Raw genomic sequence first — 21,207 nt, 5'->3', positions numbered from 1 at the left:
TCAGCGACCTGCTGAGGGTGGCCTCGGCCCCCGACTACACCCGCTGGGAAGACCAGATCCGCCGCACCGGCGGCTGCGCCGACCCCATCCACCTGACCGGCTGGACCCTCCACAAAGACAAGACCACCGGCCAGACCCTGCACCACTACACCACCGAGAACGAGCCCGGCGGACGCCTCCGCGTCGCCTGCGGCAATCGCCGCGCCTCCCGCTGCCCGGCCTGCGCCTTCACCTACGCAGGCGACACCTACCACCTCATCCGCGCCGGACTCGCGGGCGACGACCGCCGGGACATCCCCGCCACCGTCCGCGATCACCCGCGCATCTTCGCCACCCTCACCGCCCCGTCCTTCGGCCCCGTCCACAACCGCCCCGACCGTGGCACCTGCCGCTGCGGCACCAGCCATTCCGCTGACGATCCCGCCCTCGGCACCGCCCTGGACCCGACCACCTACGACTACGCGGGCGCCGTCCTGTTCAACAACCACGCCGGACAGCTCTGGCAGCGCTTCACCAACCGGCTCCGCCGCGAGATCGCCGCCCGCGCCGGCCTTTCCCAACGGGAGTTGAAGGAGTGCGCGCGGCTGTCGTACGGCAAGGTCGCCGAGTTCCAGAAACGCGGCGCCGTGCACTTCCATGCAGTGATCCGCATCGACGGCCCGGACGGACCCGATACCCAGCCCCCGTCCTGGGCAACGGTCGGCCTCCTCACCGACGCGATCCGTGCCGCCGCCGCCCACTCGTACACCTCGGTCTCCGTCCCGGCCGCCGGGGACCAACCGGGCCGCACGTTCCGCTGGGGTATCCAGCTCGACGTCCGGCCCGTGAAGGCCTTCGGCGACGGCTCCGAGATCACCGAACAGGCCGTGGCCTCCTACGTCGCCAAGTACGCCACCAAGGCCGCGGAGAACACCGGCACCCTGGACCGCCGCATCGGCGAACTCGCCGAACTCGACCGCCACCAGGTCCCCGACCACACCCGCCGACTCATCGAGGCCTGCAAGAAGCTCGACCCCCTCTACCCGGACCGCCGTCTGTGGGCCTGGGCCCACATGCTCGGCTTCCGCGGCCACTTCTCCACCAAGTCCCGCCAGTACTCGACCACCCTCGGCGCCTTACGCCAAGAACGCGCCGACTACCGCGCCACCCAGGAACGCGCCGCCCTCGGCCTGGACGACGTCGAGCCGGACACCGTCCTGGTCCTCGTTGACTGGCAGTACGCCGGCCACGGCCACACCCCCGGCGAATCCGCCCTCGCCGCCACCATCGCCCGCGACCTCCAACTCAACCGCGAAACCGCCCGCCAAGCCCTACGCGACCAACTCGACGACGAGAGGGAGTGCTGACCATGGCCTCACAGCTGCCGAACCGGTTCCTGACTCCGGAGGACCTGGTCGAGATGTTCGAGCTTCCTAGCGTCGAGACGGTCTACCAGTGGCGCCGGAAGCACACCGGTCCCCGCGGCTTCCGGGTCGGCCGTCACCTGCGCTTCGACCCTAGTGACGTGCGGGCCTGGGTGGACTCCCAGCTTGGTGAGGCTGCCTGATGGCTGGCCACGTCCAAGACCGCTGGTACAAGACCGAGACCCGACCGAACGGCAAGCCGGTCAAGGTCAAGAGCGAGCGCTTTGGCACTGGCATGCGCTATCGCGCTCGGTATATCGGGCCCGACGGCACCGAGAAGTCCAAGAGCTTCCCGGATCGGCAGAAACGCCTCGCTGAGCAGTGGCTGACCGACATTGCGTCGGACATGTCGCGCGGTCGGTACATCGACCCGCACGCGGCTCGGATCACCTTCAAGAGCTACGCCGAGAAGTGGCTCAAGACGCATGGCATCGACCCGGCTAGTCAGGTCGTGGTCGAGCAGCGGTTGCGCCTGCACGCATTTCGGCTGATCGGCTCTCGGCCGCTGGACTCGTTCCGCCCGGAGCACATCCGGGGCCTGGTGAGCGCGCTGGAGAACGACCCGGCCGTGAGCGGTGGCTATGCGCGGAACATCTACGGTGACGTGCGGGCCGTACTCAGTGCGGCGGTTGACGACGGGCTGTTGCCTCGCAACCCGTGCTCCGCGAAGTCTGTCCGCCCGCCGGCCGCCGAGCAGCGCCGTGTTGTGCCGTGGCTGCCTGCCCAGGTTCAGGCGGTCCGGGCAGCACTCCCCCAGCGCTATCAGCCCATGGTGGACGTGGGTGCTGGGTGCGGGCTCCGTCAGGGCGAGATCGTGGGACTGGCTGAGGATGCGCTCGACTACGACAGCGGCATCATTCGGGTGGTCCGGCAGGTGAAGCTGATCCGGGGCAAGGCCGTGTTCGCTCCTCCGAAGTGCAACAAGGAGCGGGACGTACCGTTGCCGCCGTCGGTGGCTGAGGCCCTGCGGGTCCACATGGACGCCTTCAAGCCGGTTGAGATCACGTTGCCTTGGCGCAAGCCGGACGGCCCGAAGGTGTCGGCCCGCCTCCTGTTCACGAACAGGGCGAGCGGTCTCGTCTGGCGCAGCAACTTCAACATCCAGGACTGGAAGCCCGCCCTGGCGGCGGCTGGCCTGATCGCGGAAGCCGGTGACGACGGTAAGTACGAGTCGGCTCGTGAGCACGGCATGCACGCGCTGAGGCACTTCTACGCCTCGGTGTTGCTGGACGCTGGCGAGAGCATCAAGGCCGTGAGTGAGTATCTGGGGCACTCCGACCCTGGGTTGACGCTGCGGGTGTACGCGCACCTGATGCCGTCGAGCCAGGAGCGTACGAGGAAGGCGGTGGATCGGGTGCTTCTGCGGGCCCCGCGCGAGCCTGACGGCCCAGAGACGGCCCAGTGACTCACGCCAGGCCCCCTATCCGTGCCGAACGCGCTGGTAGGGGGCTTGTTGCTGCCCAACTATTGCCAGTTCTCCGGGCTTAGGCATGGCCTTACCAGTGTCGCAGATCCAATCGGGTGACCCGCTGCTGTCCACACGTAGGCAAGATGAAGGCACCCGGGGCCGACGAGTGCCGAAGGGCCCGCCGTTGTGGACGGCGGGCCCTTCAGTGAGTGGATCGCGCGGGGAGACGATTCCTCAGCCGCTGCCGACGAAGAGCACGAGCAGCAGCCAGACCACCGGAGCGGTGGGCAGCAGGGAGTCGAGCCGGTCCATGATGCCGCCGTGGCCCGGCAGCAGCGTGCCCATGTCCTTGATGCCCAGGTCACGCTTGATCATGGACTCGCCGAGATCGCCCAGCGTGGCGCTGGCGGCGACGGCGAGACCCAGCAGCAGGCCCTCCCACCACGTGCCGCCGTCGATCAGATACTGCATGCACAGCGCGCCCGCCCCCATGGCGAAGGCCACCGCTCCGACGAGGCCCTCACGGGTCTTGCCGGGGCTGATGCGCGGAGCGAGCTTGTGGCTGCCGAACCGCCAGCCGACCGCGTAGGCGCCCGTGTCGCTGACGACCGTCAGCAGCAGGAAGGTCAGGACGCGCTGCGGGCCGTCGTCGGCCGCCAGCATCATGGCGACGAACGTGGCCAGGAACGGCACGTAGAACGCCGCGAAGACACCCGCCGTGACGTCCTTGAGATAGCCGTCCGGTGGTTCCGTCATACGCCAGACCAGGACCGCGAGCGCGGTGAGTGCCATCGCCACCCAGGCACCCTCGGCGCCCCGCACATACCCGGCCACGACCATCGCCGCACCGCCGACCGCGAGCGGCACGAGGGGCGCCTTGATGCCCTTGCGCTCCTCCAGCCGCTTCGTCAGCTCCCACAGGCCCACCACGACGGCGACCGCGACGACACCGACGAACACGGCCTTGACGATGAACAACGAGACGACGATCACGACGCCGAGCCCGACCCCGACCCCTATGGCCGCGCCCAGGTCGCGGCCCGCGCTCTTCTTCTGCGGCGCGGGCGCCGGCTGCTGGGCGTCGGGCATGGGCTCCGGATTCTGCGAGGCCGCCCAGTGGGACGGCGCCTGCGGCGTGTCGTCGCGGACCAAGGGGCCGCTCAGCCGAGCGGCCCCTTGGTCGTCATCCTGGTCTCCGCCTTGTGCGGGCACGTCGGGCACGATGGGCATGGGGCGAGTCTGCTGGGCGTCATGCGCATCGTATGCGGGACCCGCCGGGCCGGTCCGACGGCCCGGACCTGCTGCGCTGGGCCCCCAGTACCCGGCCTGTGGCGGCGCCCCCCAGGAAGAGTCGTTCATCAGACCTCGAGGAGCTCCGCTTCCTTGTGCTTGAGCAGCTCGTCCACCTGCGCGACGTACTTCGCGGTGGTGTCGTCGAGCTCCTTCTCCGCACGGCGGCCCTCGTCCTCGCCGACCTCGCCGTCCTTGACGAGCTTGTCGATGGCGTCCTTGGCCTTGCGGCGCACGGAGCGGATCGCGACCTTGGCGTCCTCGCCCTTGCCCTTGGCGACCTTGATGTACTCGCGGCGCCGCTCCTCGGTGAGCTCGGGGAACACCACGCGGATGATGTTGCCGTCGTTGCTCGGGTTGACGCCCAGGTCGGAGTCGCGGATCGCCTGCTCGATGTTGCGCAGCGCGCTCTTGTCGAACGGCGTCACCACGGCCATGCGCGGCTCCGGCACCGAGAACGAGGCCAGCTGGTTGATCGGCGTCGGTGCGCCGTAGTAGTCGGCCACGATCTTGTTGAACATCGCCGGGTGCGCACGACCGGTGCGGATCGCGGCGAAGTCCTCCTTGGCGACCACGACGGCCTTCTCCATCTTCTCCTCGGCCTCGAGGAGGGTCTCTTCGATCACCACTTGCTCCTGCGTGTCTTGAGTAGGCCCGGCAGCTGTCACTCGTCGGTCCGCGGCCGGCTGCGTCGCGTCTTCTTCCTGCACGGTTCCGGACCGGCAGGTCATTGTCCATCCCCCGGTCAGGGTGCGCCGCCCGCAGGGGCGCCCCGCACCGGTCGGCGTCGGGTCAGCCCCGGCTGCCTTGGTCTCCCACGAGTGTGCCGATCTTCTCACCCTTGACGGCCCGGGCGATATTGCCCTCCGCCAGCAGCTCGAAGACCAGGATGGGCAGCTTGTTGTCCCGGCACAGCGTGATGGCGGTCATGTCGGCGACCTTGAGGTCTCGGGTGATGACCTCCCCGTAGCTGAGCGCGTCGAACTTGACGGCCTCGGGGTTGGTCTTCGGGTCGGAGTCGTAGACCCCGTCCACACCGTTCTTGCCCATGAGCAGGGCCTCGGCGTCGATCTCCAGGGCACGCTGGGCGGCGGTCGTGTCGGTCGAGAAGTACGGCATGCCCATACCGGCGCCGAAGATGACCACGCGGCCCTTCTCCAGATGGCGCACGGCACGCAGCGGGATGTACGGCTCGGCGACCTGACCCATGGTGATGGCGGTCTGCACGCGCGAGTCGATGCCCTCCTTCTCCAGGAAGTCCTGGAGGGCGAGGCAGTTCATGACCGTGCCGAGCATGCCCATGTAGTCGGAGCGGGCCCGGTCCATGCCGCGCTGCTGGAGTTCGGCGCCGCGGAAGAAGTTGCCGCCGCCGATCACGACGGCGATCTGGGATCCGTCGCGCACCACAGCCGCGATCTCACGGGCGATGGCATGCACCACGTCCGGGTCGACGCCGAGTCCGGTGCCGCCGGAGAACGCCTCTCCGGACAGTTTCAGCAGAAACCGGCCGCGTACTTTGCCGTCGTCGCTCTTCTCGGGCTTGGTGGTCATTGAGATCCCGCCTCTTTCACGTGTTGCACATACGAAGAAGGCCATTGCCGATGGGGTGTGTTTCGCATCCCATACACGGCAATGGCCTCCTCGTCATATCTGCGTCCGTCACGCGCGCGTGCGGGACGGCACACGCGGATGACGCGGACGACTGCTTTCGACTTTCGACCCTATCCGGGTCTTCCGTCGATCGCGGTACGGACTCAGATGCCGACCTTGATGCGCGTGAAGCGCTTCAGGGTGACACCCGCCTCGTCCAGAACCTTCTGGACGGACTTCTTGTTGTCCAGCGCGTACGGCTGGCCGAGCAGCGTGGCGTCCTTGAAGAAGCCGTTCAGACGACCCTCGACGATCTTGGCGATCGCGGCCTCGGGCTTGCCCTCGGCGCGGGTGGTCTCCTCGGCGATGCGGCGCTCGGACTCGACGACCTCGGCCGGGATCTCCTCCTGGGAGAGGTACTTCGGCGCGAAGGCGGCGATGTGCTGGGCGATGCCCTTGGCGACCTCGGAGTTCGGCTTGTCCAGCTCGACGAGGACACCGATCTGCGGGGGCAGGTCGGGCATCGTGCGGTGCATGTAGGCCGTGACGAAACCGTCGGAGAACTGCGCGAAGCGGTCCAGGACGATCTTCTCGCCGAGGTTGGCGTTGGCCTCGTCCACGAACGCCTGGACGGTCTTGCCGGGCTCGATCTCGGAGCCGAGCAGGGCCTCGAGGTCGGCCGGGGAGGTCTTCGCGACGTGCTCGGCGATCGCCTGGGCGGCGGCCTGGAACTTCTCGCCCTTGGCGACGAAGTCCGTCTCGCACTTCAGCTCGACCAGGACACCGGAGGAGTTGTCGTCGGCGATGATGGAGACCACGGCGCCGTTCTCGGCGGAGCGGCCCTCGCGCTTGGCGACGCCCTTCTGGCCCTTGATGCGGAGCGCCTCGACGGCCTTCTCGACGTTGCCCTCGGCCTCGTCCAGCGCCTTCTTGCAGTCCATCATGCCGGCGCCGGTCAGCTCACGGAGCTTCTTGACGTCGGCGGCGGTGTAGTTCGCCATGATCTGTGAATCTCTTCTCGGAGTTCGAAGTCTCGAAGTCGGCGGCCGCCACGCGTCGTACGGGCGGCCGCCAAAGATCTACGGGCTACGAAGATCTAAGGGCTGCGGGTGAACGGCGGATGGCGCGATCGGCGCCACCCGCCCTCACATCAGCCGAACGGCCCTGAGGTCAGGCCTGCTCGCCCTCGGCAGCCGGCGCCTCGGCGGCCGGAGCCTCGGCGGCAGCGGCCTCGGCCGGAGCGGCCTCCTCGGTCTCGGCCTTCTTCTCACCCTCGAGCAGGTCACGCTCCCACTCGGCGAGCGGCTCGGCAGCGGCCTTCTCGCCCTTGTCGCCGGTGGCGACACGGGAGCGGGAGATGAGGCCCTCGGCGACGGCGTCGGCGATCACGCGGGTCAGCAGGGTGACGGAGCGGATCGCGTCGTCGTTGCCCGGGATCTTGTAGTCGACCTCGTCGGGGTCACAGTTGGTGTCGAGGATGGCGACGACCGGGATGTTGAGCTTCCGGGCCTCACCGACCGCGATGTGCTCCTTCTTGGTGTCCACGATCCAGACGGCGCTCGGCACCTTCTGCATCTCGCGGATACCACCGAGGGTCTTCTCCAGCTTGGCCTTCTCGCGCGAGAGCACGAGAAGCTCCTTCTTGGTCAGACCGGACGCGGCGACGTCCTCGAAGTCGATCTGCTCGAGCTCCTTGAGGCGCTGCAGACGCTTGTAGACGGTCGAGAAGTTGGTGAGCATGCCGCCCAGCCAGCGCTGGTTGACGTAGGGCATGCCGACGCGGGTGGCCTGCTCGGCGATGGCCTCCTGCGCCTGCTTCTTGGTACCGACGAACATGACCGTGCCGCCGTGGGCCACGGTCTCCTTGACGAACTCGTAGGCGCGGTCGATGTACGACAGCGACTGGAGCAGGTCGATGATGTAGATGCCGTTGCGCTCGGTGAAGATGAAGCGCTTCATCTTCGGGTTCCAGCGACGGGTCTGGTGACCGAAGTGGACGCCGCTCTCCAGCAGCTCCCGCATCGTGACGACGGCCATGGCCGTTCTCCTTGAGTTTTCTCGGTTGTGCCGCGGGTGCCGGATGGCACTCGCGCCTGACGCCCGCGATGCGCCGTGCCGCGAAGGACCGAGGAGCGCTGACACCGGCCCGGTGATGGCCTGGTGTCGGGGCGTGCGAAGTCGACCCGGTGACCCGGATCGCCACAAGAAGTGTACGGGACCGGCGGAGCGGCGGGTGACGCCGCTGTCCACAACGGGCCGGTTGTCCACAGATCCCAGCCATGATCACCCGAGGTGCGGGACCGTACTCCCATGCGAGCTGAACGACATGCGCGACGGTGGCCCGCGGCCCTGCCACTGCTGGTGGCGGTGGGCGTGGCGGCCCCGGTCGCACGAGCGGGACCACAGCCGTCTACGGCGTGGGCGGGGGCGTCGGACCGTACAGATGCGGTCATGGCCGAGCCGCGGGGTGCGGTCACACCGGGTCAGGTGACGACGGGCGGGGTGACGACGGGCGCGTCAGGTTCAGTCAGGGCGGCCACACGGGGCCCCGGCGCGGCGGTGCCGGCCGTCGCGCGGCTGTGGCCGGTGGGGGTTCGCCCACTGGTTCTACGGGGCTGGGAGCCGCCGGCGACGCCCTACGGGCCGGGGCACCGGGGCGTGGACCTGGCGGCGGCTCCGAGCGCTCCGGTGCGGGCGGTGGCGGCCGGGCGGGTCGTCTTCGCGGGGCGGGTGGCGGGACGGGGTGTGGTGTCCGTGGAGCTGGCGGGCACGGGCTCACCACCGTTACGGACGACCTACGAGCCGGTAAGGGCGTCGGTGCGGGAGGGCGACACCGTCCGGCCCGGCGAGGTGCTGGGCGTGCTGGAACCGCCGACCGCCCACTGCGCGGGAGCCTGCCTGCACTGGGGGCTGCTCCGCGGGGAGGCGTATCTGAATCCGCTCTCCCTGCTGCCGCCCTGGCTGCTGCACGCGGGGCCGTCGCGGCTGCTGCGGGTGGAGGGGGTGCCTTTGCCGTAGGCGGGGGCTGGGGGTTGCGGGGGGGAGGGAGGGCCCCCGGGGACAGGATCAGCCTCGGACGCCCCGCAGAGCCATCCCCACCGCCGCCTCCGTGATGGCTGCCGGGTCCTCCGCGGCGCCCAGTTCGATGCGCCGTACCGCGGCGTCGACCACGCCCTGGAGCAGCATGGCCGTGAGCCGGGGCTCGTCGTGTCCCATCGCGCCGAGCGTGTCGGCGATCATCGTCACGAGCCCGCCGTGCGCCGCGCGGATCTTCTCGCGTGCCCCGGCGTCGAGTTCGCTCGCCGAGATCGCGACCACGGCACGGTGGCGCCGGTCCCCGACCAGGGCCAGCTGCTGCCGCACATACGCCTCGATCTTCGCCTCGGGGCCGTCCGCCGCAGCCATGGCCGCCTCGACCTCCGCCGCCCAGACGGGGAAGTCGACCGCGCACAGCTCTTCGACGACGGCGGCGCGGGAGCGGAAGTACTCGTACACGGAGGAGCGCGCGAGGCCCGTCCGCTCGGCGAGGGCCGGGAACGTCAGGGCTTCCGTACCGCCCTCGGACAGGAGGGATCGTGCCGCGTCCAGCAGGGCGGCTCGCTGCATCGACCGGTGCTCGGCCACAGAGGCCGCTCGAATCCTTGGCACGTCAACCACTGTACGGACGGAGCGCCTCCCGCGGGAGCCACTCACCTGTGCGCGCCGCTCACCTGGGCCACTCGTGCTCCGTACGCCGGTGCCGGGCTCCGCGCGCGCGGCGCACAGCCACCGGCCGGCTTCCCGCGCCCGCCAGGCCGCCGGTATCGCGCGTCAGCGTCCGAACGCGGCCAGCTTGGCCCGTAGCTGGAGGACGGACTTCGTGTGGATCTGGCTGACCCGGCTCTCGGTCACACCGAGCACATTGCCGATCTCGGCGAGGGTCAGGCCCTCGTAGTAGTAGAGCGTGACCACGGTCTTCTCCCGGTCGGGCAGGGTGTTGATCGCCCGCGCGAGGAACCGTCGCAGCTCCCGGCCCTCGGCCACCTCCACGGGATTGTCCGCGGCGGTGTCCTCCAGGGTGTCCATCAGGCTGAGGCGGTCGCCGCCCTCGCCGCCGACGTGCAGCAGTTCCTCCAGGGCCACCACGTTCGCCAGTGACAGCTGGCTGAAGACGGCGTGCAGTTCCTCGACGCCGATGCCCATCTCGGCGGCCACCTCCCCCTCGGAGGGGGTGCGTCGAAGCCGCGCCTCCAGGGTGGCGTAGGCGCGCTCCACGCTGCGTGCCTTCTGCCGCACCGAGCGGGGGATCCAGTCCAGCGCCCGCAGTTCGTCGATCATCGCGCCGCGGATCCGTGTGATCGCGTACGTCTCGAACTTGATCTCCCGGTCGATGTCGAACTTCTCGATCGCGTCGATCAGCCCGAAGACCCCGGAGGACACGAAGTCCGCCTGCTCCACATTGGCCGGCAGGCCCACGCTCACCCGACCCGCCACGTACTTCACCAGCGGCGAGTAGTGCAGGATCAGCTGCTCCCGCAGCCGCTCGTCCCCCGTCTCCTTGTACGTCCGCCACAACTCGTCGAGCGTCGAGGGAGCGGTGGGGCGCACGCTGCCGCCGTCACGGGCGGCTGGGGGATGCGCCGCCCGGTCGGGCCCGGAGGTGTGCTGGGGCATTCGTCGCCTTGTGCCGTTCTGCCGTGGGCTGGGGATGGCTGGGTGAGCTGTCGGTCTGATGTCGAGATGCCTTCTGACTCGGGATCCTCGTGAGCGTAGCGTGACTGTGGTGTCGCAGTGTGCGAAGGGCAAGGCATCACCCGTGCGCGAAGGGGTCTGGTGGGACCCCTGCCGCGACCACGACCGTCGCCCTGAGTGATCGCCGGAAAGGGTCAACTGGTGGAATTGCCAAGGGCGTCGGGGGGTCGCCCGGACGGCCGAACACGCTCGGTCAACACTGAACGTGATCTTGTCGGACCGAGGTCACCGCCTGGCGTGTCAACTTCCAGCCATCGCTGTGTCGTTCGACGAATCCAAGTGATCGGAGTTCGTACAGTCTCCCGACGGCGTCGTCCTCGGTGGTCTGCGCGCCGCGCGCGACCTCGTCCGCCGACGCCGTACCGGACCCGGGGAGCGCCGCGAGGACGCGCCGGGCGGCCGGTTCCAGGAGGTCGCGTGGGAGCACCGGGCCGCGCCGGTCCGGCGCCAGCTGCCCGATGTCACCCACCAGTTCGACGATGTCGGCGGCGTCCGTTACCAGCACCGCCTCGCCGCGCAGCAGTTCGTGGACTCCCGCGGAAAGTCCGCTGGTGGCCGGTCCCGGCACCCCCATGGTGAAGCGGCCCAGCCGCTGCGCCGCACGGGCCGTGACCAGCGAGCCGCTGCGGAGGGCGGCCTCCACGACCACGGTGCCGCGGGTGAGGGCCGCGATGACCCGGTTGCGTACGAGGAATCTGCTGGGGGTCGGGTGGTCCCCGGGCGGCAGTTCCCCGATGACGAGTCCCTGCTCGGCGATTCTGGTGATGAGGCCGGCGTGGCCGCGCGGATAGGGCCGGTCGACTCCGCAGGCCAGTACGGCGACGGTGGCGCCCGCGGCTGCGAGCGCTCCGCGGTGTGCCGCGCCGTCGATGCCGTAGGCGCCGCCGGAGACCACGATCCAGCCGCGCTCCGCGAGGCCTGCGGAGAGGGTGGCCGCCATGTGGGCGCCGTACTCGGTGCAGGCGCGGGAGCCGACGACTGCGACGGACCGCAGGGCCCACAGCCGCAGGCCGGGCTGTCCGCGCACCCACAGTCCGATGGGCCGGGCGTCTCCGAGGTCGTCGAGCTGTGCCGGCCATTCGGCGCCGCCGGGGCACAGGAACCGCACCCCTGCCGCCTGGGCGGCGGCCCGGTCCCGCTCCGGGTCGGCTCGTGCGGCCCGTGCGAGCAGCCCGGCCCACCGTTTCTCCGACACCCCCGGCAGCCGTGGCCCTGGGTCTCGCAGCCGCCGGGCCACCTCCTCGGCGCCGTACTCCCGCAGCCAGCGTCCGGCGATCTCGTCGCCGGGTTCGACGACCCGGGTGAGGAAGATGCGGGTGAGGTGTTCGGGGTCCTGGGGTCCGTCCGTGCTCATGCCGGTGTCCCGATGGTGATGGGCACGCCTCGCGGCACCCCGGTGCGCAGCTGCAGCGCCAGTGCGACGTCCGTGGCGTCGGGCCGGGCGTGGCCCGCGAGGTCCGCGACGGTCCAGGCGACGCGCAGCACGCGGTCCAGTCCTCGGGCCGTCAGCATGCCGCGTTCCAGACTGCGCTCGGCCTCGTCCATGGCGCCGCCGGCGGGCTGCCAGCGGTTGCGCAGCTCCCGGCCCGGTACGTCGCTGTTGGTCCGCCAGGGGGTGCCCGTCAGTCGTGTCGCCGCCCGCTCCCGGGCCTCCCGCACTCGGGCGGCCACGGTGGCGGTGGAGGCGCCTCCGGGGCCGCGGCCGGTGAGTTCGGCGCGGGTGACGGCGTCCACCTCGACGCGGAGGTCGACCCGGTCCAGGAGTGGACCGGAGAGCCTGGCCTGGTAGCGGCGGATGGCGGAGGGCGGGCACTCGCACTGGGTGTCGCGCAGTGAGAAGCGGCCGCAGGGGCAGGGGTTGGCGGCGAGGACCATCAGGAACTTCGCCGGGAAGCGCACGACTCCCGCGCTGCGTGCGATGACGACGTGTCCGGCCTCCAGCGGCTGGCGCAGCGCGTCGAGGGTCTGGGTGCTGAACTCGGGGGTCTCGTCGAGGAAGAGGATTCCGCGGTGGGAGAGCGAGACGGCGCCGGGGCGGGCGATGCCGGGTCCGCCGCCGACGAGTGCCTGCATGGTGGCGGAGTGGTGCGGGGCGCAGTAGGGGGCGGTGTCGATGAGGGGTTTGCCCACGGGGAGCAGTCCGGCCACCGAGTGCACCGCTGTGACCTCCAGCGATTCCTGTCGGGTGAGTTTCGGCAGGACGGCGGGCAGCCGCTCGGCCAGCATCGTCTTTCCGGCGCCGGGCGGTCCTTCGAGGAGGAGGTGGTGTCCGCCTGCTGCTGCGACCTCCACGGCTGTGCGGGCGGCGAGCTGACCCACGACGTCGGCGAGGTCGTGGTGCTGGTCGTGCTGTGCGGCGCCGACGCTGTGCATGCCGGTCGCGGCGCCGGTGCCCGGTACGCGCAGACCGGCGAGGAGCGGGTCGGGACGGCCCTGTTCGTCCGGTTCCTCCTCGGGTACGGGTTCGTCGGCGAGGACGGCGATCAGCTGGCGCAGGGTGCGGACGCCGAGCACGGACACGCCGGGGACGAGGGAGGCTTCGGCGGCCGCGCACTCGGGTACGACCACCTGTTCGTATCCGGCGTCCGCGGCAGCGAGGACGGCGGGCAGGATGCCTCGCACGGGCCGGACGCGTCCGTCCAGGCCCAGTTCGCCGATCATCACGATGTCGGCGAGCACGCGGGGGTCGATGCGTTCCGCGGCGCCGAGCACGGCGCAGGCGACGGCGAGGTCGAATCCGCTGCCGGCTTTCGGTACGGACGCGGGGCTGAGGCCCACGGTGAGTTTCTTGGACGGCCAGGTCGCGCCGGAGTTCACCACGGCCGCCCGGACCCGGTCCCGGCTCTCTGTGAGGCTCTTGTCGGGGAGGCCCACGAGGGTGAAGGCCGCGACGCCGGGTTCGAGGTCGGCCTGGACCTCGACCACGACGCCCTCGACGCCGACCAGCGCCACGGAGCAGGTGCGCGCGAAGCCCATCACGCCACCCCCCGTGCGTGCTCGACCACGGCGGCGCCGCGGTCGGGCAGCAGGACGCCTACGACGTCGACGCGGACCCCGCCCGGTGGTGCGCCGCCGTGGCCCTGGATCCAGCGTTCGGCTAGGTCGCGCAGGCGGTCCGCCTTCGCGGGAGTGACGGCGGCCATGGGGTGCTCGAACGAGCCGCCCCGGCGGGTCTTCACCTCGCAGACCACCAGCACGTCGCCGTCTCTGGCGACGATGTCGATCTCACCGGTGCGGCCGCAGCGCCAGTTGCGCTCCAGGACCGTCATGCCGGCCGCGGACAGTCGCCGGGCGGCCAGTTCCTCTCCGTACCTGCCCAGGGCACTGCGTGCCTGTTGTGTGTTCATGTCGGCACCACCTCCGGCGCCAACCGTCACGCATCAGGCTTCCCACTGTGGATCTTGGTGGACAGTGCGGTGGTTGTGGACAACTCCGTCACCCGGGCGGGTGAGGAGATGCCCTCGCTCACCCGCCGGGCAGTTCCAGATCGGTCTTGTTCAGCTCCTCGATGTTCACATCCTTGAACGTGAGAACGCGTACCTGCTTCACGAAGCGTGCGGGCCGGTACATGTCCCAGACCCAGGCGTCGGCCATGGACACCTCGAAAAACACCTCACCCTGAACCGAGTGCACCTGCATCTCGTAGTCGTTGGTGAGGTAGAAGCGCCGCTCGGTCTCGATCACGTATTTGAACAGACCGACGACATCGCGGTACTCCCGGTAGAGCTTCAGCTCCATCTCGGTCTCGTACTTCTCGAGGTCCTCGGCGCTCATGGCATGTTCCCCTTCAGCCGTGCGGTCCCACCATTGTGCGCCAGTCCCGTGAGCCCCTAGACGATTTCGGTGTCAAGGACTTCTGGACCGGCCGGGGGACCTTCGTCGAGCAGCCTGCGGAGCAGCTCGGCGAGTCTCGTCGGATACACCGTCTCATGCGACTCGACCAGTTCCCGGCACGTCCACCACCGCGCTCCGACGACGCTGCGCTTTTCCAGCTCGGTCAGGGCCTGCGCGGCCGTGACGGTCTGGGACGTACGGGCCAGGTAGTACCACTCGTCCTGGTTCCAGCGGCGGCCCGCGAACGGGAAGGAGCACCTGCGCTGCCACAGCACCGGGCCGAGCTCGACATCCGTGATGCCGGTCTCCTCGGCCAGCTCGCGCAGCGCCGCCTGCTCACGGCTCTCGTCGCCCTCCACGCCGCCTCCGGGCGTGAACCACCAGTCGTCGGCCGGGTCGTCCGGCTCGTGCCCGTGGAGCAGCAGGATGCGGTCCCTGGGGTCCAGCAGCACCACCCGGGCCACCTTCCGCGACCGGGCCTCGTCCCACTTCCCCGTCCCGCCCTCGTCGGCGTACGGCTCGTTCCGCTCGTCCGGGCCGGGGAGGGAGGACGGCGCCTCAGCGGGCACCGGCCGGCTCCGTCCGTACGGCGTTGCTCCGCCTGCGGGCCGCGCGCTGGGCGATCGGCCCATAGGCCCCGCCCGCCATCACCAGGACCGCGCCCGCCACGATCGCGGCGAGGATCAGCCGCAGCGGCCCCGGCGAGGAGATCGGCCCGAGTTCCTCGAAGCCCGTCGGGCGGGCGAGCATGCCGTTCATGGGCCACGCCACGGCGTCCACCCGGGCGTCCACGGAACCGCGCGACACCGTGCCGCTGAAGGCCTCCGTCAGGTGGGCCGTGGAGTCCAGCGAGCCCATGCGTTCGTCGCCGAGGAGGAACAGCCGGTCCTTGGGGACCGTGATCTTGGGGATCTGCTTGAGCTCGGCGACCTGTCCCTTGGCCAGGTACGTCTCGTGGATCTCCTTGCCGTCGACGGTGAGCTTGCCGTCGGTGCAGCAGGCGACGGTGTCGCCGCCGATCGCCACGACCCGCTTGACGATGGGCATGTTGCCCCAGGTCTTCTCCCGGAAGACGACGACGTCGCCGCGCTTGATGTCCGCGGCGTCCACGCGCTGGGCGAGGACCCGGTCACCGGCGGCGATGGTGGGCGTCATGGAGTCGGTGGGCACGGTGTAGGGCTTGTAGACGACGGCGCCCCAGGCGAACCCGCCGACGAAGAGCACACAGCCGAGGGCCACGGCCAGTCCCGACAGCGTGCTGCCGAGCCGTCCGCGGCCCTCTTCCGTACGACCAGTCCCACTCATCCCAGTGCTCCCCAGTTCGGAGATGCGACCTTCGCGGCCGCCCGGGGCGGCGGAAGATCGGCGATCTGGGACGGCACCCTACCCGGCGGTACCGCTGCCGGGAACCCGAGGGTTTCCGGCGGTAAGCCGCGCGGTGATGCGGCGCCGGCGCCACAGGACCAGCGGGACCGCGCCCGTCAGGCCGAGGGCGGCGGGAGCCGCGGAGCCGAGCCCCTGGTCGAAGGTGTCCGGGATCGGCAGCGTGTTCCAGCGGGTCGGCGGCCAGGCGACCACGATCGCGCGGCCCACCACGTTCCCCACCGGCACGAAGCCCTGGTACCGGTCCTGCTGGTGGTAGCGGGAGTCCAGCGAGTTCTGGCGGTGGTCGCCCATGACCCAGATTTTGCCCGGGGGAACCGTGACCTTGAACTGGCCGCCCTGGTCGTCGACGCTGCAGGGGGTGTTGCCCGGGTACACATAGGGCTCGTTGAGCGCCTTGCCGTTGACCAGCAGGGGCCCGGTGTTGCGGCACTCGATCGTGTCACCCGCGACACCGATCACCCGCTTGATGAGGTCCTTCTCCTCCGCGGACGGCATCAGACCGATCCAGCTCAGGACCGTCTGGAGGGCGTTCGGGCTGGCCGTGGGCTCGCCGGCCAGCCAGTTGTCCGGGTCGTGGAAGACGACGACCTCGCCGCGCGAGGGCTCGGAGCCGAACCACGGGGTCAGCTTGTCCACGAGGACGCGGTCGCCCTGCTGGAGGGTGTTCTGCATCGAGTCCGAGGGAATCGAGAACGCCTGCACCAGGAACGTCTTGATCAGCAGCGCGAGGACCAGCGCGATACCGATGAGGAGCGGGAGTTCCTTCCAGAAGGAGCGCTGCTTCGGCGGGCGGGGGGTCTGCCCGTCGCTGCCGTGTGCGCCGCCACCACCGCTCGAGGGGTCACCGCCGGAGCCGGGGAGGTCGTCCGCGGCCGGGGCGGCCGAGTCGTCGGGGCGCTGCGGCCTCTCTTCTGGACCTTCGTGTCCGGATCGTGCGCCGACCGCCAAATCCCCCACATCCACTCCTCACTCCGTACCACCGCCGACGCCTCAGCCGGCGCGGGCCCACCACTCCCATAACGAGCGGGAGTTCCGCAGGGCTCGGGAGGGGGATCAATCCGTATCGATCCGCGGAGGCCACCCTATGCGACGGACCGAGCGCGGTGGTCGACCCGCTCGGCACCGACGCGTAAGTGTCTGGCTCTCTCAGGCGGGTCCAGTGCCCGACGGGCCAGGCGATGACCATGGCGCGGCCGACGACGGACTTCTCTGAAACGGTACCGCTGTACGCCTCTGTGCGGTGGTAGCGCGAGTCCGCCGAGTTGGCCCGGTGATCTCCCATGACCCACAGCCGGCCCGGAGGCACGGTCACCTGGAAGGAGAAGTCCGAAGGTTTGTTTCCCGGGTGAAGGTACGGCTCGTTCAGGGGCATCCCGTTGACCGTGACGCGTCCCTGGGTGTCGCAGCACTTGACGGTGTCCCCGCCGACCGCGACGACCCGTTTGATGAGGTCCTTGTCGTTGTCGGAGGGCAGCAGGCCGATCCAGGTGAGCCCTTCCTTGACCTGCTTGATGACGACCGGGTCGTTCTTCTTCGTCGTCTTCTCCCCCGCGAGCCAGTCGCCGGGGTCCTGGAAGACGACGACGTCGCCGCGCTGCGGCTTGGAGCCGAACCACGGGGTGAACTTGTCCACTAGGACGCGGTCGCCGACCTGGATCGTGTTCTCCATGGAGCCCGACGGGATCACGAAGGCCTGCACCAGGAAGGTCTTCAGGACCAGGGCTATGAGGACGGCGACGCCGACGAGGAGGGGTATCTCCTTGACCGCGGAACGCCTCCGCTTGCGTTTGACCTTGCGCTGCAGCTTGCGCCGTTCGGCGCGGCTGCGGCCGGTGGGGCCGGCGACGGCGGTACGCCGTGCGCCGGTGGGCAGGAGGTTCTGCGCGACCGTGTCGGACGGCAGGTCGCGCGGCTTGCCGCGGTTACCCATGAGCGCCGTCCGCCTTCCCCTGCGCGCTCGCCGCCGCGGCCGGCACGCGCGCGTAGGCGCCGGGACGGGACAGGTGCCGGAGGTCCACCGAGGGCCGGATCACCCAGTCGGCCCTGCCGATCACCGCGCCGAGCGGGATCATGCCGCCGCCGGGCGAGCCCAGATGGTCGCGGGAGTCACTGGAGTCCTTGCGATGGTCGCCGAGCACGAACAGCGTGCCGGCGGGCACGACGACGTCGAAGGGGACGTCGGAGGGGCTGTTCCTCGGGTACAGAAACGACGACTCGTCGACCGACCGGCCGTTCACCTCGAGCCTCCCCTCTCTGTCGCAACAGACCACATGGTCTCCCCCCACACCAACTACCCGCTTTACGTAGTCGGCGCTCCCGAAGTACCCGGTGCCGTCGAACACGACGACGTCTCCCCGCTCTGGTTTCGATCCGAAACGGTACGCCAACTTATTTACGAGCACGCGGTCCCCAACCCTCAATCCGGGTTCCATGGAACCGCTCGGGATGTCAAAGGGCTGTATGACCCAGGTGCCGAAGCCGAGCAGGAAGACCAGACAGACCAGGACGGTCAGGGTGATCCGCCCTCCGGGCAGCCGGTCGGTGATGCGGGACACCAACGCGAAACGCGACCGTGCCTCCGCACCCGGACTGTCCGAGGTCTCCTCGGAGTCGGCTGGGCGGGAGGAGCGGTCGCGCTCCGTCTGCTGTGCTTCGGTGTCCATGGGGGCCAGATGTTATCCGGCCCCGCTGTGGGCCCCGGGAGGCGCTCAGTTCTCGCGCTTCTCCTTGATCTTCGCCGCCTTGCCGCGCAGCTCGCGCAGGTAGTACAGCTTGGCGCGGCGCACGTCACCCTTGGTGACGAGCTCGATCTTCTCGACGATCGGGGTGTGCACCGGGAAGGTGCGCTCGACGCCGACGGAGAAGGAGACCTTGCGGACCGTGAAGGTCTCGCGCACGCCCGAGCCCTGGCGACGGATCACAACGCCCTTGAACTGCTGCACACGGGAGCGGTTGCCCTCGATGACGCGGACGTGGACGTTGACGGTGTCACCGGGGCGGAAGGCCGGGAGGTCGCTGCGCAGCGACGCGGAGTCGACGGAGTCGAGCAGGTGAGACATTTCGTCTGCTTTCTTCGCCCATGCCACAGGTCATGAACGGTAGGTAGTTCTTCGGTAAGAGAGTCGCCGGCCGGGTCGGGGCGGGCGTCGTGTCCCCCTGTGGCAGGGGCGCGCGCCGGACCTCGGACAACAGCCGCCTATTCTTCCACGTCCTCGGTCCTGCGCCAAAATCGGCCGTGCGGCGTGCCCTGCGGGTCCGGCGCCCAGCCCAGGATGGAGAGCATCTCGCGGTCCTTCTTGTCGAAGGCGGCGGGCTCGCAGTGCTCGATCAGATCGGGCCGGTGGGCCGTCGTACGCCTGAGGGCCTCGTCCCGGCGCCAGCGGGCGATCTTGCCGTGGTGGCCGCTGAGCAGCACCTCCGGGATCTCGCGTCCACGCCAGGCCGGCGGCTTGGTGTAGACGGGCCCTTCCAGGAGGCTGGCCATCGCGCCGGGGGCGAAGGAGTCGTCGCGGTGGGACTCGGCGTTCCCGAGGACCCCGGGCAGCAGCCGGGCCACCGCCTCCGTGATGACGAGGACGGCCGCCTCGCCGCCGGCCAGGACGTAGTCGCCGATGGACACCTCGTACACGGGTGTCCGGGTGGCGTACTCGTCGATGACGCGGCGGTCGATGCCCTCGTAGCGGGCCGGGGTGAAGATCAGCCAGGGGCGCTCGGAGAGTTCGACGGCGAGCTTCTGGGTGAAGGGGCGGCCGCTGGGGGTCGGGACGATCAGCGCCGGGGCGCCGTAGCCGGACTCGTAGCCGTCGGCGAGGACGTCGTCCAGTGCGTCGCCCCAGGGTTCGGTCTTCATGACCATGCCGGGGCCGCCGCCGTAGGGGGTGTCGTCGACGGTGTTGTGCCGGTCGTACGTCCAGGACCGCAGGTCGTGCAGATGCACGTCGAGCTGTCCACGCGCGCGTGCCTTGCCGACGAGGGAGACGTTCAGCGGCTCCAGGTACTCGGGGAAGATGGTGACGACGTCGAGCCGCATCATGCCTCGTCTCGCGAGGACGCGATCTCGGCCCTGTCGTCGATGAGTCCCGGCGGCGGGTCGATGATCGCCCGCTGCTCCTCGAGGTCGATCTCGGTGACGATCTCCTCGACGAACGGGATCATCACCTCGGTGCCGTCGGCACGCTCCACGACGAACAGGTCCTGCGAGGGCAGGTGCGAGATCTCGGTGATGCGGCCCACCTCCACGCCGTCCTTGGTGACGACGTCGAGGTCCATCAGCTGGTGGTCGTAGTACTCGTCCTCGCCCTCGGGGAGCTCGTCGGGGTCGATCTCGGCGATCAGGAGGGTGTTGCGGAGGGCCTCGGCGGCGGTGCGGTCGTTCACGCCTTCGAACCGCAGGAGCAGGTTGCCGCTGTGCACCCGGCCGGTGGCGATGGTGAGCGGCCCCGCGGAGGCGGGGTCGGTGGCGAGCACGGCGCCGGGCGCGAGCCGCAGTTCCGGCTCGTCGGTGCGTACCTCCACGGTGACATCGCCCTTGATGCCGTGGGCGCGGCCGATCCGTGCGACTACCAGCTGCACTTGGAAAGATCTCCTGTCGTAACGGCCACGGGCCGGGGACGGCCCATGGCCCTCCCCGGCCCGTGCCGGTGCTGCGTTGCGTTCAGCGGACTTGGTCCACGTCGACGAGGTCGACGCGGACACCGCGGCCGCCGATGGCGCCCACGACGGTGCGCAGGGCGCGTGCGGTGCGGCCGTTGCGGCCGATCACCTTGCCGAGGTCGTCGGGGTGGACCCGAACCTCGAGCACTCGCCCGCGGCGCAGGTTGCGCGAAGCCACCTGCACATCGTCAGGGTTGTCGACGATGCCCTTCACGAGGTGCTCGAGAGCCTCCTCGAGCATGCTCAGGCCTCGGTCGACTCGGCCGAAGCGGACTCGGCCGCGGCCTCGTCCTTCTTCTCAGCCTTCTTCTTCTGGGTGATCGCCTCACCCTTGCCCTCGTCCTCGCCGCCGAGCGCCTCGAACGTCGGACGGGCGGCCTTGGGCTGGGCCACGAGCAGCGGCGCCGGGGCGGGCTCGCCCCTGAACTTCTGCCAGTCGCCGGTCTTCTTCAGGATGGCGAGCACGGGCTCGGTCGGCTGGGCGCCGACACCGAGCCAGTACGCCACACGCTCGGCGTCGACCTCGATGACCGACGGGTTGTACGTCGGGTGGTACTTGCCGATCTCCTCGATGGCCCGGCCGTCACGGCGGGTACGGGAGTCGGCGACGACGATGCGGTAGTGAGGCGAACGGATCTTGCCCAGACGCTTCAGCTTGATCTTGACTGCCACGGGAGTGGGTTCTCCTGGATTTGACGTGGTTGGGCACAACGAGATGCCGCGTGGGGTTGCGGTACCCGAGTGGCCCGATGGACGCGTCAGCCGGAGGAGAGAGGGGTCCTGTGCGGCTGTCGAGTACAGCTAGCCATTGTGCCACACCTCGCGGGGCGTCCCGAGCCGGAGGGCCGGGGCGTGTGTGCGGGCATGCCGAAGAGACACCCGGCGCCGGGGTCCCCCGGGCATGGATCACGC

The 21,207-nt window shown here is 70.0% G+C and carries 25 protein-coding genes; 4 read left to right on the top strand and 21 right to left on the bottom strand.

From position 1 onward, the window contains the following. Positions 1 to 8 precede the first annotated feature (8 nt). Genes repSA through ACFYX0_RS17880 form a run of 3 tightly spaced genes read left to right on the top strand, consistent with a single transcriptional unit; the run spans position 9 to position 2,808 of the window. The gene (gene repSA / locus ACFYX0_RS17890; RefSeq protein WP_388971226.1) at positions 9 to 1,346 is read left to right on the top strand and encodes a replication initiator protein RepSA; all 1,338 of its coding nucleotides are present in this window, start codon (positions 9 to 11) and stop codon (positions 1,344 to 1,346) included. A 2-nt stretch (positions 1,347 to 1,348) separates the two neighbouring features. After that, positions 1,349 to 1,546: a helix-turn-helix transcriptional regulator gene (locus ACFYX0_RS17885; protein WP_388971217.1), complete on the top strand. Its 198-nt coding sequence runs from the start codon at positions 1,349 to 1,351 to the stop codon at positions 1,544 to 1,546. Next, positions 1,546 to 2,808: a tyrosine-type recombinase/integrase gene (locus ACFYX0_RS17880; protein ID WP_388971215.1), complete on the top strand. Its 1,263-nt coding sequence runs from the start codon at positions 1,546 to 1,548 to the stop codon at positions 2,806 to 2,808. Before ACFYX0_RS17885 ends, ACFYX0_RS17880 begins: the two co-directional genes overlap by 1 nt. 237 nt (positions 2,809 to 3,045) lie before the next feature. Here ACFYX0_RS17880 and ACFYX0_RS17875 read toward each other — a convergent pair whose 3' ends face one another. The 5 genes from ACFYX0_RS17875 to rpsB all read right to left on the bottom strand — a co-directional run bounded on the left by ACFYX0_RS17875 (position 3,046) and on the right by rpsB (position 7,728). Further along, on the bottom strand, positions 3,046 to 4,170 hold the full coding sequence (locus tag ACFYX0_RS17875) for a phosphatidate cytidylyltransferase (protein WP_388971214.1): 1,125 nt from the start codon (positions 4,168 to 4,170) through the stop codon (positions 3,046 to 3,048). After that, positions 4,170 to 4,727: a ribosome recycling factor gene (gene frr, locus ACFYX0_RS17870; RefSeq protein WP_059129097.1), complete on the bottom strand. Its 558-nt coding sequence runs from the start codon at positions 4,725 to 4,727 to the stop codon at positions 4,170 to 4,172. Before frr ends, ACFYX0_RS17875 begins: the two co-directional genes overlap by 1 nt. A gap of 166 nt (positions 4,728 to 4,893) precedes the next feature. Next, the gene (gene pyrH, locus ACFYX0_RS17865) at positions 4,894 to 5,652 is read right to left on the bottom strand and encodes a UMP kinase (protein WP_311701515.1); all 759 of its coding nucleotides are present in this window, start codon (positions 5,650 to 5,652) and stop codon (positions 4,894 to 4,896) included. Between the two features lie 203 nt (positions 5,653 to 5,855). Further along, entirely contained in the window at positions 5,856 to 6,692 is an 837-nt protein-coding gene (gene tsf / locus ACFYX0_RS17860) for a translation elongation factor Ts (protein ID WP_388971212.1), read from the bottom strand. A gap of 169 nt (positions 6,693 to 6,861) precedes the next feature. Next, positions 6,862 to 7,728: a 30S ribosomal protein S2 gene (gene rpsB, locus ACFYX0_RS17855; RefSeq protein WP_388971210.1), complete on the bottom strand. Its 867-nt coding sequence runs from the start codon at positions 7,726 to 7,728 to the stop codon at positions 6,862 to 6,864. A gap of 414 nt (positions 7,729 to 8,142) precedes the next feature. On the opposite strand from rpsB, the gene ACFYX0_RS17850 reads away from it, so the two are divergent. Then, positions 8,143 to 8,709 carry a peptidoglycan DD-metalloendopeptidase family protein gene (locus ACFYX0_RS17850; RefSeq protein WP_388971208.1) on the top strand — a complete coding sequence of 189 codons (567 nt, stop codon included), beginning with the start codon at positions 8,143 to 8,145 and terminating at the stop codon, positions 8,707 to 8,709. Positions 8,710 to 8,757: 48 nt separating this feature from the next. Here ACFYX0_RS17850 and ACFYX0_RS17845 read toward each other — a convergent pair whose 3' ends face one another. The 16 genes from ACFYX0_RS17845 to rpsP all read right to left on the bottom strand — a co-directional run bounded on the left by ACFYX0_RS17845 (position 8,758) and on the right by rpsP (position 20,967). After that, positions 8,758 to 9,315, bottom strand: a complete 558-nt coding sequence (locus tag ACFYX0_RS17845) for a helix-turn-helix domain-containing protein (RefSeq protein ID WP_355905196.1) — start codon at positions 9,313 to 9,315, stop codon at positions 8,758 to 8,760. A gap of 186 nt (positions 9,316 to 9,501) precedes the next feature. Beyond that, on the bottom strand, positions 9,502 to 10,344 hold the full coding sequence (gene whiG, locus ACFYX0_RS17840) for an RNA polymerase sigma factor WhiG (RefSeq protein WP_388971206.1): 843 nt from the start codon (positions 10,342 to 10,344) through the stop codon (positions 9,502 to 9,504). A gap of 271 nt (positions 10,345 to 10,615) precedes the next feature. After that, a complete protein-coding gene (gene dprA, locus ACFYX0_RS17835; RefSeq protein WP_388971204.1) occupies positions 10,616 to 11,776 on the bottom strand; it encodes a DNA-processing protein DprA in 1,161 nt (386 codons plus the stop codon). Further along, a complete protein-coding gene (locus ACFYX0_RS17830) occupies positions 11,773 to 13,398 on the bottom strand; it encodes a YifB family Mg chelatase-like AAA ATPase (RefSeq protein WP_388971202.1) in 1,626 nt (541 codons plus the stop codon). The genes dprA and ACFYX0_RS17830 overlap by 4 nt, the downstream gene beginning before the upstream one ends. After that, positions 13,398 to 13,799 (bottom strand): YraN family protein, encoded by a 402-nt coding sequence (locus ACFYX0_RS17825; RefSeq protein WP_388971200.1) that lies wholly within the window; start codon positions 13,797 to 13,799, stop codon positions 13,398 to 13,400. The genes ACFYX0_RS17830 and ACFYX0_RS17825 overlap by 1 nt, the downstream gene beginning before the upstream one ends. Positions 13,800 to 13,887: 88 nt before the next feature. Continuing rightward, entirely contained in the window at positions 13,888 to 14,196 is a 309-nt protein-coding gene (locus ACFYX0_RS17820) for a DUF2469 domain-containing protein (RefSeq protein WP_008745401.1), read from the bottom strand. A gap of 56 nt (positions 14,197 to 14,252) precedes the next feature. Then, on the bottom strand, positions 14,253 to 14,825 hold the full coding sequence (locus tag ACFYX0_RS17815; RefSeq protein WP_388971198.1) for an NUDIX hydrolase: 573 nt from the start codon (positions 14,823 to 14,825) through the stop codon (positions 14,253 to 14,255). Beyond that, the gene (gene lepB, locus ACFYX0_RS17810) at positions 14,815 to 15,561 is read right to left on the bottom strand and encodes a signal peptidase I (protein WP_388971196.1); all 747 of its coding nucleotides are present in this window, start codon (positions 15,559 to 15,561) and stop codon (positions 14,815 to 14,817) included. Before lepB (ACFYX0_RS17810) ends, ACFYX0_RS17815 begins: the two co-directional genes overlap by 11 nt. Before the next feature lie 78 nt (positions 15,562 to 15,639). Further along, positions 15,640 to 16,599 (bottom strand): signal peptidase I, encoded by a 960-nt coding sequence (lepB, locus tag ACFYX0_RS17805; RefSeq protein ID WP_355904954.1) that lies wholly within the window; start codon positions 16,597 to 16,599, stop codon positions 15,640 to 15,642. After that, positions 16,484 to 17,572 carry a signal peptidase I gene (lepB, locus tag ACFYX0_RS17800; RefSeq protein ID WP_388971194.1) on the bottom strand — a complete coding sequence of 363 codons (1,089 nt, stop codon included), beginning with the start codon at positions 17,570 to 17,572 and terminating at the stop codon, positions 16,484 to 16,486. The genes lepB (ACFYX0_RS17805) and lepB (ACFYX0_RS17800) overlap by 116 nt, the downstream gene beginning before the upstream one ends. Then, complete coding sequence (lepB, locus tag ACFYX0_RS17795) at positions 17,565 to 18,305, bottom strand: signal peptidase I (protein ID WP_388971193.1); 741 nt, start codon at positions 18,303 to 18,305, stop codon at positions 17,565 to 17,567. Before lepB (ACFYX0_RS17795) ends, lepB (ACFYX0_RS17800) begins: the two co-directional genes overlap by 8 nt. A 45-nt stretch (positions 18,306 to 18,350) precedes the next feature. After that, entirely contained in the window at positions 18,351 to 18,701 is a 351-nt protein-coding gene (gene rplS / locus ACFYX0_RS17790) for a 50S ribosomal protein L19 (protein ID WP_311694945.1), read from the bottom strand. 137 nt (positions 18,702 to 18,838) lie between these two features. Next, positions 18,839 to 19,672 carry a tRNA (guanosine(37)-N1)-methyltransferase TrmD gene (trmD, locus tag ACFYX0_RS17785; RefSeq protein ID WP_388971224.1) on the bottom strand — a complete coding sequence of 278 codons (834 nt, stop codon included), beginning with the start codon at positions 19,670 to 19,672 and terminating at the stop codon, positions 18,839 to 18,841. Then, the gene (gene rimM / locus ACFYX0_RS17780; RefSeq protein ID WP_355904946.1) at positions 19,672 to 20,214 is read right to left on the bottom strand and encodes a ribosome maturation factor RimM; all 543 of its coding nucleotides are present in this window, start codon (positions 20,212 to 20,214) and stop codon (positions 19,672 to 19,674) included. Before rimM ends, trmD begins: the two co-directional genes overlap by 1 nt. Before the next feature lie 82 nt (positions 20,215 to 20,296). After that, a complete protein-coding gene (locus ACFYX0_RS17775) occupies positions 20,297 to 20,536 on the bottom strand; it encodes an RNA-binding protein (RefSeq protein ID WP_014176063.1) in 240 nt (79 codons plus the stop codon). A gap of 2 nt (positions 20,537 to 20,538) precedes the next feature. Then, positions 20,539 to 20,967, bottom strand: a complete 429-nt coding sequence (gene rpsP / locus ACFYX0_RS17770; protein WP_388971191.1) for a 30S ribosomal protein S16 — start codon at positions 20,965 to 20,967, stop codon at positions 20,539 to 20,541. Positions 20,968 to 21,207 lie beyond the last annotated feature (240 nt).

This window comes from Streptomyces sp. NPDC002573, assembly GCF_042889625.1.
Lineage (GTDB): Bacteria > Actinomycetota > Actinomycetes > Streptomycetales > Streptomycetaceae > Streptomyces > Streptomyces gibsoniae.
Note: the sequence above shows the minus strand (reverse complement) of the source record. Positions and strands in the feature narration are given on the sequence as shown.

What these genes read in the sequence shown, in the direction of transcription:
- ACFYX0_RS17885 (WP_388971217.1), top strand. Translation starts at nt 1,349, where the DNA reads ATGGCCTCACAGCTGCCGAACCGGTTCCTGACTCCGGAGGACCTGGTC.
- ACFYX0_RS17880 (WP_388971215.1), top strand. Translation starts at nt 1,546, where the DNA reads ATGGCTGGCCACGTCCAAGACCGCTGGTACAAGACCGAGACCCGACCG.
- ACFYX0_RS17875 (WP_388971214.1), bottom strand. Translation starts at nt 4,170, where the DNA reads ATGAACGACTCTTCCTGGGGGGCGCCGCCACAGGCCGGGTACTGGGGG.
- pyrH (WP_311701515.1), bottom strand. Translation starts at nt 5,652, where the DNA reads ATGACCACCAAGCCCGAGAAGAGCGACGACGGCAAAGTACGCGGCCGG.
- tsf (WP_388971212.1), bottom strand. Translation starts at nt 6,692, where the DNA reads ATGGCGAACTACACCGCCGCCGACGTCAAGAAGCTCCGTGAGCTGACC.
- rpsB (WP_388971210.1), bottom strand. Translation starts at nt 7,728, where the DNA reads ATGGCCGTCGTCACGATGCGGGAGCTGCTGGAGAGCGGCGTCCACTTC.
- ACFYX0_RS17850 (WP_388971208.1), top strand. Translation starts at nt 8,143, where the DNA reads ATGGCCGAGCCGCGGGGTGCGGTCACACCGGGTCAGGTGACGACGGGC.
- whiG (WP_388971206.1), bottom strand. Translation starts at nt 10,344, where the DNA reads ATGCCCCAGCACACCTCCGGGCCCGACCGGGCGGCGCATCCCCCAGCC.
- dprA (WP_388971204.1), bottom strand. Translation starts at nt 11,776, where the DNA reads ATGAGCACGGACGGACCCCAGGACCCCGAACACCTCACCCGCATCTTC.
- ACFYX0_RS17830 (WP_388971202.1), bottom strand. Translation starts at nt 13,398, where the DNA reads ATGGGCTTCGCGCGCACCTGCTCCGTGGCGCTGGTCGGCGTCGAGGGC.
- ACFYX0_RS17820 (WP_008745401.1), bottom strand. Translation starts at nt 14,196, where the DNA reads ATGAGCGCCGAGGACCTCGAGAAGTACGAGACCGAGATGGAGCTGAAG.
- lepB (WP_388971196.1), bottom strand. Translation starts at nt 15,561, where the DNA reads ATGAGTGGGACTGGTCGTACGGAAGAGGGCCGCGGACGGCTCGGCAGC.
- lepB (WP_388971194.1), bottom strand. Translation starts at nt 17,572, where the DNA reads ATGGGTAACCGCGGCAAGCCGCGCGACCTGCCGTCCGACACGGTCGCG.
- lepB (WP_388971193.1), bottom strand. Translation starts at nt 18,305, where the DNA reads ATGGACACCGAAGCACAGCAGACGGAGCGCGACCGCTCCTCCCGCCCA.
- rplS (WP_311694945.1), bottom strand. Translation starts at nt 18,701, where the DNA reads ATGTCTCACCTGCTCGACTCCGTCGACTCCGCGTCGCTGCGCAGCGAC.
- trmD (WP_388971224.1), bottom strand. Translation starts at nt 19,672, where the DNA reads ATGCGGCTCGACGTCGTCACCATCTTCCCCGAGTACCTGGAGCCGCTG.
- ACFYX0_RS17775 (WP_014176063.1), bottom strand. Translation starts at nt 20,536, where the DNA reads ATGCTCGAGGAGGCTCTCGAGCACCTCGTGAAGGGCATCGTCGACAAC.